Raw genomic sequence first — 12,176 nt, forward strand, 5'->3', positions numbered from 1 at the left:
AGGGCCACGCGACCACGCGTCACCATCATTTCCGCCGACGCTCCGCTCTCGCCTGCGCGGCCGCTCCGGCGTGCGCGTCCGGTGTGGCTCGTCCGAGCGTGTCCCTGCTCCGCGAAAACCGCGCTGTAGCCCCCTCTCCCGAGCGCTTGCACGCGTTGCCAGACCAGGAAGTGGGAAGCCGCGGCTCGCCCGTCGGGGCGTCCGGTCTGGCAGCCCCTGACGCGTTGACGCAATCGTGCCGACGCCGCGGGCTCAATGCCCGTCGCGATCGGTCGCACGCAGCAGGATCGAGAGCCCTCGATGCGGCGCGCCGTTGAGATCCTGCGGCATTTTCTGCAGGATATCGACGGTCGCCGCCCACAGGCCGCGCTCCACCGTGGCGGACAAGAGCGGCCCGTTGCGATGCGAGCGCATCCCTTTGCTGATCGCCATGAACGCCCGGTACGCCCCGGCGAGGTCGCCGGCCGCGGCCATCACCGCCGACACGTCCTCGAGCGCGATGTCCGGATATCCCTCGCCTCGGGCCATTTCGATCGCCTGATCCAGGAGCGTGGTGCTTTCGTCCGTGAGCCCGCCGCGGAAGGCGAGCGTCGCCATGCGCTGAATCGGCTTGCGCTGCTCGGGCAATTGCTCGCGCGTGCGCGTGAACCACGCCATCCATTCCGGATGCGAAGGGGAAAGCGCGCCGAGCACGCCGACCCGCACCTCATGGACATCCAGCTCGTTCGGCGCGCCCTTCTCGAGCTTCGCCGCGAGGTCGAGCCGCCCGAGCATCACCGCTGCGCCGGCGAGGTGGCGCGGGAAGTCGCGGCTCTCCTTGCGTAGCCTCGACGCTGCCTTGAAAAGCACATCGAGGTGCTTGCCGGCTCGCTCCGGGGCCACACGCGCGAGGCCCAACAAATACTCCGCCGAGTTCGCATACTTCGGCGCGAGCTCCCCGGCCATGCTCGCCTCGGCGCGGTCCGCCTCGCCGGCGGCCGCCATCGCGGCCGTCAGCCGGAGGTGCGCCGCGATGGTCGACAGCCGATCGAATTCGGAGAGCCACGCGAGCGCCGCGTCCCACGCCTTCAGCTCGATGAGGCGCGAGAGCCCGCGCTCGAGCAGCACGAATTCGTTGTGGGCTTCGCGCGCCTTCATCTGCGAAACGAGGTATTGCAGCTCCGACGCCGACGCGCGCGGGCAGATCGCCGAGAACGCGGCCGGCGTCTCGGTCCACGACGGCTGCTCTTCTCCACTGGCCATCACGTCGATCGCCTCGCGGATCCGCCCGACCGCGGACAGGGCCTCGGCGACCACACGGCGATTCTCGCTCGTATTGGTCTCGGGGTCGACCGTGGCAATCGCCGACGCGATCAGTTTGTCGCCGCGGGCCGATTCGCCGAGCAGCACCCATCCCGCGCCGATCATCGCCCGCGGCCGCGACGCGCTCTGCTGCTTGGCTTCTTTTTTCGTGAGCAGCTTCTCGGCCTCCTCGAGCCAGCGGCGCAGGGTCTTCGTCTGCGCGCCGGTCAGCGGCTCGCCCTTTCGCCACGCGAGAGCGGCCACGACCGTCTCGGCGCGGGCCCGGGCTGAAAACCACGGATCTTGCCATTCCGGCCAGCCGCCGGTGCCGTCGATCGCCGCCGCGGCCCGATCGAAAAATCCGAGCGCCATCACCCGCTCGGCGAATTCCCGCCGGGAATCGTCGCCGTGATACCTGACGCGGAGCGCCTTGATGCCCTCCTCGACCAGCGCCGCGACGTCGTCGACCGAGCCTCCCGGCGGCGGCCAGTTCACTTTCTGCGGCCGCGCCGGCGCCTTGCCCTTCTTGCCGTACTTGCGCTTGAACGACGCCGGCGCCGCGGGATCGGCCGCCGCGGCCGCTACGTCCGGCCACACCTTCGCCTCGCCCCAGCGCCACGGCCACGCCCATTTGCGATCGATGACCCACGCGATCTTCGCGTCGATCTCTTCCACGCTGGCGCCCGCGTCCGGCGGCCCGATCACCACGCCTTCGGGCAATGCCGCGGCCACACGCTCCTTGTCGAGCGGGAACGCCGGATTCCAGTCCCAGGTCGATCCGAAATCGTCGCCGTCGAGCGCGAGGGGGCTGTCGCCACTCGCCTCGATCGCCGGCCGGAACCGACCAAGCTCCGCCCCATCGCGATCACGGAAAAACGCGAGGCCTTTCGCCGTGAGGCTGACGAGCACGCCGTCGCCATACGATACGCCGCCGCTCGGATTGGCGATGTCGAGCACTTTCACCGGCGCATCGCCGAGCTCCCAGACTTGCAGCCGCCCGCGCACCGAAATGGCCGCCGCGCGACCGTCGGGGCGCCATGAAAAACCATACTCCTCGTCGGTCCGCGGCGCGGGCACGTCGGGGCTGTAGCGGTACGTGCCGCGATCGTAGATGAAGATGCCCGGCTCCGCGCCCCATTTGTTCTCCGGTTGCACGATCGCCGCGAGCCGCGAGCCGTCACGCGAATAGAGGAGCGACGCGGCGCCGACGTGCATGGGCAGCTTGCCATTGGGCAGACCGGTGCTCGCGTCGTAATAGACGATGCCGGCCGGGTGCATCGCGAATTCGCTCCCGTCGGGCGAGAACGAGACCGGCGGGTGCGCCGCTTGCTCCCACAAGATCTTTCCGGTCTTCGCGTCGAGCGCGAAGACATGCGACGACCCGCTGCAGCCGACGATGCGATCAGGGTGCGACCAATCGATGCCATTCATCGGGTGCAGGCGCGGCTCGGAGCTCGGATCGTTCGGGTCCGAGCGGCCGACGGATTGGCACCAGCGCGGTGCGGGCCGCCGGCCGATCAGCGGCACGATCGCCCCGAGCGCGAGGTTCGGGCCCCAGCAGGCAATGTAGACGTCGCGGTTGTTCGACGACCACGCCCACGACGGCGGCCGGTTCCAGCCGTCGGTCACGTAGGCGCACGATTCGGGCTCGCCGGATTTGCCGAACGGATCGAAGCTGCCGACCCCGTTGGTATCGAACGCGAGGCCGACGCGCTTGCCGTCGGGTCGCCATTGAATGCAGCCGCCGTAATCAGGCCAGCCGACCCCGCCGCGCACGCGCAGCATGTTCACGCAGCGCCCGGCCCGGACGTCCCAGATTTGCAGCACGCCGCCGAGGTCGTAGTCGTCGCCGACCCACGATCCGGTGGCGAGGAAACGCCCGTCGGGCGAAAGCTCGCTCCAGGCGACCTCGACGTCGTGCCCGTGCGCGTGCTGCAGCGTCGCGCGTGGTCGCAGTCGCGCCGTCGCGGCGCGGTGGGCCGCCGTGATTCCGTGCGCCGCTTCGTGGGCGTACAGCGCCTCGCGCAGGGCCCCGAGGTCGCGGTCGGCCTCGAAGTCGTCCCACGGCAGCGCCTCGATCGTGGCCGCGAGCGCCGAGCCGGACGCCTTTGGATCGAGCGCGCCGAACGCCGACGGCGCGCGGCTCGCCGGCGCCTTCTTCTTGCTCGGACCCGCGAGCACCGCCATCAGATCGTCCTCGCCGAGCACCGTGACGCCGAGGCGCCCCGCCGCGTCGATCTTGCTCCCGGCCTTCTCGCCCGCGAACAGGATGTGCGTCGACTTGCCGACGCTGCTGCCGATCTTGGCCCCGAGCGCCGCGAGCTTCTTCTCCGCCTCGGCGCGCTTCAGCTTCGAGAACGTACCGGTGAGGACGACGGTTTTCCCGCGAACATCAAGGGCCATGGCTCACGGATCTACACGTCTTCCTGCGCGCGATCCATCACCGGCGCGCGCTCGATTGACTTCGCTCGCTTGTAACGCTCAACTCTCCCGATGGAGATCGGCGGATGAGCGAAGCCACACTCGACACGAAGCCTGCCGAACCCGAGGCCAGGGGAGCGCCCGAAGCCCCCGCCACGCCCGAAGCGCCGGCCAAGCTCGATTTCGAGCGCGCCGAGTTCGGCGAGCCCGCCACCAAGCACGTGCAGTGCGGGATCTGCGAGTCGGCCATCACGACCGCGTACTATCAGCTCCTCGACAAGGTCCTGTGCAGCTCGTGTCGCGACGGCGTGCAGCGCTCCGTCGAAGATGCCCGCAGCGGCTCGGCCTTCGGAAAGGCCTTCCTCCAGGCCGGCGCCGTCGCCTTCGGCCTCGGCCTCGTCTACGCGCTCTTCGTCCACCTCACCCACATCCAGCTCGCGCTCGCGACCATCGGCATCGGCTTGCTCGTCGGGCGCGTGGTCCAGCGCGTCACGCGTGGCTTCGGCAGCACGAAACATCAAGTCCTCGCGGTCGTGCTCACGTACCTCGCGTCCGCGATGGGCTACCTCCCCGTAATCCTCGGCGCGTTCGGAAAAGGCGACGCCGGGGAGCAGAGCCTCGGCCTCGTGGGAGGCCTGCTCTATGTCGCCCTCACCGCGGCCTTGACCCTCGCTGCGCCGATCCTCGACATCACGAGCGGGTTCAGCGGCGTGCTCGGCGCGCTCATCATCTTCTTCGGCCTGCGCACTGCATGGCAGGCGTCGCGTGGCGTCGGCGGCCCCGTCGCCATCAGCGGCCCCTACCAGGTCAACCCGAGCCCGAGCCTGTGAACCAAGCCGTCTCGCGCTGCGCGGCCTGCGGGGTCGAGCTCGCCCCGGGCATGCTCGCTTGCCCCGCTTGTCGCAAGCTCGTGCACAGCGCGCGCCTCGCGACGCTCGCAGCGGACGGCGAGGCCGCGGAGCGCGAAGGCCGCTTCACCGACGCCCTCACGTCCTGGCGCGAGGCGCTCGGCCTCCTGCCTCCCGGCAGCACGCAGCACCGCGTGGTCGGCGAGACGATCCGCCGCCTCAGCCTGGCCCTCGAAAAAGCCGAACACGCGCCGAAGCCGCCGGGCGGCCGCGCGAAGGCGGTGGCGGGCCTCGGCGCGATCGCGCTCGTCGCGTGGAACCTCAAATACTTCCTGCTCTCGCTGCTCGGAAAGGCGAAGCTGCTCGTCTCGGGGCTCGCGTCGCTGCCGACGCTGCTCTCGATGTTCGCGTGGCTCGCGCTCGATCGATCCCGCGGGATCTCGTTCGCGCTCGGGCTCGTGGCCTCGATCTACGTGCACGAGATGGGGCACGTCTCGGCGCTCCGGCTGTATGGCATCCAGGCGACCGCGCCGATGTTCGTGCCGGGCCTCGGGGCCCTCGTGCGGATGCGACAGTATCCGATCGACGCCCGCGAGGACGCGCGGGTCGGCCTCGCGGGGCCCGTGTGGGGGTGCGCCGCGGCGGCGGTCGCGCTCGCGGCGGGCCTGATTCTGAAGGAGCCCACGATGCTCGCGGTGGCGAGCGTCGGCGCGACGATCAACGTCTTCAACCTGGTCCCCGTCTGGCAGCTCGACGGCGCGCGGGGCTTCCGCGCGCTCGATACGCGGCAGCGGGGCATCGTGCTCACGATCGCCGCGATCGCTGCGCTCGTCTCGGGCGACGTGATGGGCTGGGTGGTGTGCGCGGCGGGAAGCTTGCGGCTCAAACGAGATTTGCCGGCGGAGGGGGATTCGCGTGCATTTCGCACGTTCGCGGGCCTGCTCGTCGCCTTGTCGGCGATTGCGTGGGCGGCCGGGAAGGCCGCCCCGCCGGGCTGAAGATCAGAAGCAGAAGATCTTGCAGAGGACCTCGCCCACGTCTTCCGCGACGTCGGTGACCTCGCTGCCCACGTCGCTCGCGAGATCCCCGAGATCCGTGATGCCGCCCTGGATCCAGCCCAGGCTCGAATCCAGCGTCGAATTCACGATCGAACCTGCCCAGTACGTCCAGGCCGTGACCTCGGTGGCGGCATTTTTCGTCGTGCTGCGGAGGCTGTAGCCGGCCGCCCCCGCGAAGCTCGCGAGTTGAACGCTGATGTCGCCGGCCGTTCCATCGAGCCAAACCGTCGACTCACGCGCGGCCTCCTTCGCCCAGATCACCGCCACGCCCGCGTGTTTCGAGATCACGACGCGGCCGTCGTTCACGTTGTCGACGAGGCTGAGGCGGATGTCATGGCTCCAATCGACGCCCCAGGCGTTGAGGTTGTACGCCATGTCGTAAAGCCGCTCGCCATTGGCGAGGACCTCGTGCGTCACCGTGTGATACGCGGTCACGGCGTCGCTGCCTTTGACGTACACCGACACGCCGACGGGGACGACGACGAGCGGCAGGCTGAACCCGTATTGCCCGTCCTTTCCATACGCGAGCTCACCGTAAAGGCCCACGCCGCCCGAAAGGTTGAGGGACGCGGTCGTCCCCGAAGGATCGCCCACGCCCGTCGTCACGACAAAGAGGTTCGCCTCCATGCCGAATGCCATTCCGGTGTTCGTGACCATGGCGGCGGTCTGGCCGGAGCCGACCTCGACCGTGGTGTACCCGAGCGCGTTCTGCGACGTGCTCGAAAAGGCCGTGCCCGAGAACGCGAGGCCTTGACGCGACGCCTCGAAATCGCCGGAGAAGGTGGCCACCGCATACGTGCGGCCCTGCGGCAGCCCGGTGCGGGCCGCTTCGAGCTCGGTCGCGTCGACCGTCGTGCCCACGCCTCCCACGAGATCGGAGACCGTCGCGAGCAAGGCCGCTTGCTGCGTGACGCTCAGCGTATCCCAGAAATTCGTGCCGACGCCGAAGTTGTACCCCATCTTGCGCAGCGTCTCGGCGATCGCGAAGGGATCGGTCACGACGAACCCATCGCCGCCCGGCATTTCGATGACGAGCAAGAGATCCTCGGCGCCGTCGCCGTCCACGTCCTCGTACACGAACCGCGTGGTCGGCGCCGCGACCTCGTCGAGCGTATGCGAGAGGGAAAGACGCGGGCCTTCGAGGGTCGCGTGCTCCTTCGCGGCGAACGAGAAATTGAGGTACGGCGTGTACTGGGCGCGGATGAGAATGAGCGAGATGTCGCCGTTCGTGTCCGCGTTGATGAAATCGACGAGCGCGCTGCTCGTGAACGACACGGTCGTGCCGACGTCGGTGCGCTTCACCGTGAACTGCCCGAGCGCATCGACCGCCGCGTTCAGGACGCCGTCGAGCGAGCTGTCCATTTCCTCGGAAAAGGTCGCCTCGTTTGCCATCGCCTCGTCGAAGTGCTCGGCTGCCGCGCCGTCGCGGATGCCGAAGACGAGGAAGTTCAGGCTCTCGGGGACCGTGCCGACGTTCTGGGAATACATGGCGACATCGAGGCGCACCGTGGCCTTCTCGACCTTCGTGCCCGGCGTCATCTCGAAGCGGATCACGCCCTTGCGCGTATTGGCGTGCGTGCCGCCGTTGTTCTTGACGAGGATCTCGGCCTCGCCGCCGTGCGCCGTGAGATCGGCGTAGCGGGCGTAGGTGTCGGCGGCGGCGCCGAGCGTCTCCTCGGCCTGGATGAAGAGGCGCGGCGGGCTCAGGGTCTTGTGCTCCTTCGCGGCGAACGCCGTATCGAAGCTGTTGCTACGCAGGACACGCGTGATGATGAGCGTGATCACGCCGTCCGTGTCGGCGTTGATGTAATCGACGAGCGCCGGGCTCGTGAATCGCACGGTCCGGTTGAGGTCGGCCTGCGTCAGCGTGATGGTCCCGAGCGGGTCTTTCGCGGTCGTGGCGGGGTCACCGTCGAAGACGCCGGCCGCGGACGTGTTCACGCCCACGGCGGTATTGTTGATGACACCGGAGAAACTCGACCATTGTGCCGATTCTTCCTCGACGGCCTGCATGCTGCCCGCCGCTTCCGTGAGGCCCCAGATGCGGAAATTGCTCGTGACGGCCTCGTCGTACGTGGAGACATCGAGATACAATGCCGCGTCCGTGGCCTTGTCCGTCGGGTTGATCTTGAACCGCACGACGGCCGCCACGGCGTTGTACGATATGTTCAGGAAGGGATCCCGCTTCATCTTCACGACGAGCTCGGTCGCGCCGCCGTAAGGGCCGGCGCTTTCGAGGTCCACGTGGGTGTCGTCGATCGGCGTGACGACGGTGGCCCGCGCGAGCGCCGCGTGTCCCAGGAACGCGAGCGCAAATCCCATCAATCGCAAGAGGAAAGTCCAGAACGGGTCGTGGCGATAATTCACGATGCCTCCGAAGGTCGACGAGGCGGCGTCAGCGCCTCACGAATCGAAGGTAGCTCGCTGCAAAAACCCTACAATGGCCACGGTTCGCCACGCGATGTCCACGCGTGGACACCTCGACGTGGGGATGGCTGAGCCGCGTCGTTCGATGGTAAGCTCGACCTGACGATGGGCGCTGGCATGGCCAATCTCGGCCACCCGTTGCTCCGGAAACGAACATCCCATGGACCTCGAAGAGCTCCGAGCCTTTCTCGCGGTGGCCGAGGCCGGCTCGTTCCTGGCCGCGGCGACGTCCCTGCGCATGCCGCGCGCGACCTTGCGCCGGAGGATCGATCAGCTCGAAGCGCGCGCCGGTGTGCCCCTCGTCGATCGGACGCGGGACGGCGTCTCCCTCACCGAGGCGGGAAAACTCCTGGCGGCGCGCGGACGACTGATGGTGCAGGAGTCGAACGCTCTTTTGCAATCGGTCCGCGAGGCCGGATCCGAGCCGGCCGGCGTGCTTCGTATCCTCTTGCCCGTGGGTTTGCCCCCGCAGCTCATCCTCCATGTGCACAGCATCGCGCGCAAGTATCCGCGCCTCGCCTTCCGGCTGCATTTTAGCAACAATCCCGTCGGGGGTCTCATGGAGAACGTGGACCTCGCCCTCCATTTCGGCGACACGAGCCCCGCGGGGCCGTGGGTCTCACGCGAGCTCATGCGCGTCCGGATGTGGCTGGTCGCGTCGCGTGAATACCTCGAACGGCGGGGGACGCCGCGATCCATCGAGGAGCTCGCGGGTCACGATTTGCTCGCCTGGGAGGCCCCGGGCGAGGATGGGCGATCGTGGCCCCTCTTGCGCGGCGGCACATTCCCGGTCGCGCCGATCGTCACGGCGCAAGACATTCACGTGATCCGGCTGCTCGCGGTCGCGGGGCGCGGAATCGCGCTCGCCCCCGACCCCGGGATCCCCGACGACGGGGTCCCCGCGGGCACGATGGTCCCGGTCCTGCCCGACGTCGTGGGCCGGGAAATCGGGTTCCGCGTGGTCGTGCCGGCCGTGCTCTCGGAGATCCCGCGCATCAAGGCGATGCTCGATCTGCTGGAGCCATTTCTCGGAAAACTCGGGCTTTGAATCGTGGTTTGCCCTCGCCGTCCACGGGGCGTTTCACGGGCTCCGGGGATCGGCGTGAGCGGCGTCTTTTGAGCTCTCGCCCCCGCGGGCGAACACCGCGTGGAGCAGGATGCCGGTCACGCTGCCGGCCGTGATGCCGCTTTGCAGGATCACCTGGAGCCACGGGGGCAAACTCCGCCAGAAATTCGGAGCGCCGAGCGGGATGAGGCCCACGGCGAGGGTCGCGGCGACGATCAATCCATTCATGCGGCCCTGCTCGCTGTCGAAATCGACCCGCGACAGCGTGCGCAGCCCACTCGCGGCCACCTGCCCGAACATGAGCAGCCCCGCCCCGCCGAGCACGGGCGCTGGAATCGCCGCGACGAGCGCCGAGAGCTTCGGCAAGAGGCCGAGCACGACGAGGATCACGCCCGCCGCCGCGACGACCCAGCGGCTCCGCACGCGCGAGAGCGCCACGAGGCCCACGTTCTGCGCATAAGCGGTGTACGGAAATGCATTGAGCACGCCGCCGAGCATCGTGGACAAACCATCGGCGCGCAGGCCCCGCGCGAGCGCATCGGGCGTCAAGGGCCTGCCCGTGAGCTCGCCGAGCGCCACGAAATCCCCCGTCGATTCCACCATGACGACCAGCATGACGAGGCCCATCGAGGCCACCGCGCCCGGATCGAAATGCGGGAGCCCGAACGCGAACGGCCTGGTCACGGCGATCCACTTCGCCTCGCGCACGCCCGCGAGGTCGAATTTACCGAGCGCCGCCGCGATCAACGTGCCCGACACGAGCCCGAGCAGCACCGCCACGCCCTGCCAGAAGCCCGTGAGCACGCGTTTGTAAAGAAGAACCAGCGCGAACGTGGTGAACGCGAGCCCGAGCGCCGCCGGCGCGCCGAATTCGGGAGACGAAGGGTCCCCGCCGCCCGCCCAGCGCACGGCGACGGGGAGCAACGAAATCCCGATCAGCGTGATGATGCTTCCCGTCACGACCGGCGGGAAAAACCGCAGCAATCGCGCGAAAAACGGCGCGACGAGCAAGGTCAACGCGCCGGCCGCGATGACGGCGCCGTACACGGAAGGGAGCCCGCCCGTCTTGCCAATGAGGATCATCGGGCCGACGGCGGCGAACGTACAGCCCTGGATGACCGGCAATCGCACGCCGAAGCCCGGAAAACCCACGGTCTGCACGAGCGTCGCGAGGCCGCAGGTGAAGAGATCGGCGCCGATGAGGTAGACGAGCTCCTCCCGCGAGAGGCCGAGGGCGCCGGCGACGATGAGCGGCACCGCGACGGCGCCGGCGTACATGGCAAGCACGTGCTGGAGGCCATATGCGAGGAGGCGCGGCAGCGGCAGCCACGCGTCGACGGGATCGGGGGCGCTTTGCGAGGCCATGGCCGAGGATCGCCCCGCGCGAGCGCGAACGCAAGACCCGGACAAGCGTGCCCTCGGCCGTGATGGCTCGACAATCGTCCTCAGCGCAGCGGCAAGCGGAAGCGGGCCGCCGGGCCCTCGTCTTCCTCGACCTCTGGCACGAGCGGCGCGGCCGTCCGGGCAAGCGCTGGGTCGAAGGGCACGTCGGCCCAATCGAAGATGCGACTCGTCGCATGCAATCGCTCGTCCTCGGGCAGGTCTTCGATCCCCACGCCGTGGTGCCCGTCGGGCACGATGTACCGAAATGCGTCGTTCTTCGCCCGGGCATTGAACGGATTGGTGCTCCAAGGATCGTTTTCGCCATAGATGAAGAGCATCCGCTCACCACGTACCCACGTCCGCGCTTCGATTCGCGCCATGAGGCCGTAATCGAACGGGATCGTCACGGGCACCGGCGTGAGGTTTTTCGCTTGATCTTGCCCCGGATATCGCAGCAGATCCTGCAAGGGGGCCTCGTCGAAGCGCGGATGGCCGAGCTGGGTGGCCGACTGGTAGAAATAGGGCCCGTAGTACACGTTGATGGTCTCGTCGTCGTAGTTGAACGGGGCGCCGAGGTAGTCGATGTAGAAGTGAAGCAGCTCCTCGTCGCTCGCGTCCGGCGCTGGGAGATGAGGTTCGCAGAAATGCGCGGGGCAGAACTGCCAGTAGAAGAACGAGGCCTCGAGGACGCCGAACTCGAAGGCCCGGTCGGCCCCCACGATATCGTACGTGAGGCCCCAGTCGGCCATCTCCGCCACCATCATCGGCACGATCTGCTCGCGCCGCGTCAGAAGGGCACGCTGATAGGCGATCAACTTCGCCCGGATCGCCGGGTCTCCCACCTGACGGATGAAGGTGACGTACCGCGGATCGCTCGGCGAATAGGTGGACGGCGACACGTAGGCGACCGTGCCGTCCACGTCGTCCGGGTAGTAGTAGCGATGATAGATCGAGGTCATGCCGCCCTTGCTGCTGGCGCCGGAGATCCAGCGGCCTGAATAGACGGGCCGGAGCGCCTGCACGATCCGGTGGTGATCGCTGGCGGATTGCTCGATGTCGAGGTGCTCGTACGTCGGGCCCGGGGGCACGGATTCGCCGTAGTAGCGGTGCTCGACGTAGATTTGATTGGCCTGCAGCATGGCCGCGACCTCGCCCTCGATCACCCTCCGCGTGTTCACGGCATACCCGCTGGTGAGGAACGACGTGGGCGCGTCGAAGGAGCGGTGCAGGAGGGCGATCTTCTGGGTGAAGCGCGGACCGTCCGGGTCATGGTGGTCCACGGGCTGCTCGAACTTGAGCACGAAGAAGCGCGTGCCCGGGATGCTCGAGGGGTTCTCGCTGACGACCGTGAGCCCAGGGATCGACGCGAGCTCGGCGAGGACCTCGTCGGTCACGGCCGCCTGCGCAGCGGCGACGGGCTCGTCCGGAGCCGAGCCATTTCCTTCGCCGCAAGCGGCGACGCCCAAAGCAAGGAGGATCGATGTCACGGGAACGGTACGAAATTGCCGCATAGTCATGCTTTCTCATTTTGGCAATCGCCGTGCCGGGCCCCAGGCCACGCCGCGCCTCGCCGAGGCGCCACGCGCGCGGAAAGCCTCCCGGTCCCCGTGCACATGTCGCGCAACCGTTCTGCGCGAATCGCGCAAGCCGGCCGTCGACGTCGCGCGGTTCGTGCAGTCCAGGGGCGCGTGT

At 68.4% G+C, this 12,176-nt stretch carries 7 protein-coding genes; 3 read left to right on the top strand and 4 right to left on the bottom strand.

Translation table 11 applies throughout. From position 1 onward, the window contains the following. Positions 1 to 252 precede the first annotated feature (252 nt). A complete protein-coding gene (locus tag QHF84_RS01880) occupies positions 253 to 3,684 on the bottom strand; it encodes a BRCT domain-containing protein (RefSeq protein WP_281311400.1) in 3,432 nt (1,143 codons plus the stop codon). 104 nt (positions 3,685 to 3,788) lie between these two features. On the opposite strand from QHF84_RS01880, the gene QHF84_RS01885 reads away from it, so the two are divergent. Together QHF84_RS01885 and QHF84_RS01890 are read left to right on the top strand one after the other, a co-directional pair. Continuing rightward, positions 3,789 to 4,532, top strand: a complete 744-nt coding sequence (locus tag QHF84_RS01885; protein WP_281311401.1) for a hypothetical protein — start codon at positions 3,789 to 3,791, stop codon at positions 4,530 to 4,532. Further along, on the top strand, positions 4,529 to 5,548 hold the full coding sequence (locus tag QHF84_RS01890; RefSeq protein ID WP_281311402.1) for a site-2 protease family protein: 1,020 nt from the start codon (positions 4,529 to 4,531) through the stop codon (positions 5,546 to 5,548). Before QHF84_RS01885 ends, QHF84_RS01890 begins: the two co-directional genes overlap by 4 nt. A 3-nt stretch (positions 5,549 to 5,551) precedes the next feature. Here QHF84_RS01890 and QHF84_RS01895 read toward each other — a convergent pair whose 3' ends face one another. After that, positions 5,552 to 7,975, bottom strand: a complete 2,424-nt coding sequence (locus QHF84_RS01895) for a hypothetical protein (RefSeq protein WP_281311403.1) — start codon at positions 7,973 to 7,975, stop codon at positions 5,552 to 5,554. Between the two features lie 220 nt (positions 7,976 to 8,195). Here QHF84_RS01895 and QHF84_RS01900 point away from each other — a divergent pair, with 220 nt between their 5' ends. Next, positions 8,196 to 9,083 (top strand): LysR family transcriptional regulator, encoded by an 888-nt coding sequence (locus QHF84_RS01900; RefSeq protein ID WP_281311404.1) that lies wholly within the window; start codon positions 8,196 to 8,198, stop codon positions 9,081 to 9,083. A gap of 33 nt (positions 9,084 to 9,116) precedes the next feature. Here QHF84_RS01900 and QHF84_RS01905 read toward each other — a convergent pair whose 3' ends face one another. Further along, positions 9,117 to 10,466: a nucleobase:cation symporter-2 family protein gene (locus QHF84_RS01905; RefSeq protein WP_281311405.1), complete on the bottom strand. Its 1,350-nt coding sequence runs from the start codon at positions 10,464 to 10,466 to the stop codon at positions 9,117 to 9,119. Positions 10,467 to 10,546: 80 nt separating this feature from the next. Further along, positions 10,547 to 11,971, bottom strand: coding sequence for a S28 family serine protease (locus QHF84_RS01910; protein ID WP_281311406.1), 1,425 nt, complete (start codon positions 11,969 to 11,971; stop codon positions 10,547 to 10,549). Between the last annotated feature and the right edge of the window lie 205 nt (positions 11,972 to 12,176).

Origin of the sequence: Polyangium sp. y55x31 (assembly GCF_029946505.1) — a bacterium.
Taxonomy (GTDB): Bacteria; Myxococcota_A; Polyangia; order Polyangiales; family Polyangiaceae; genus Polyangium.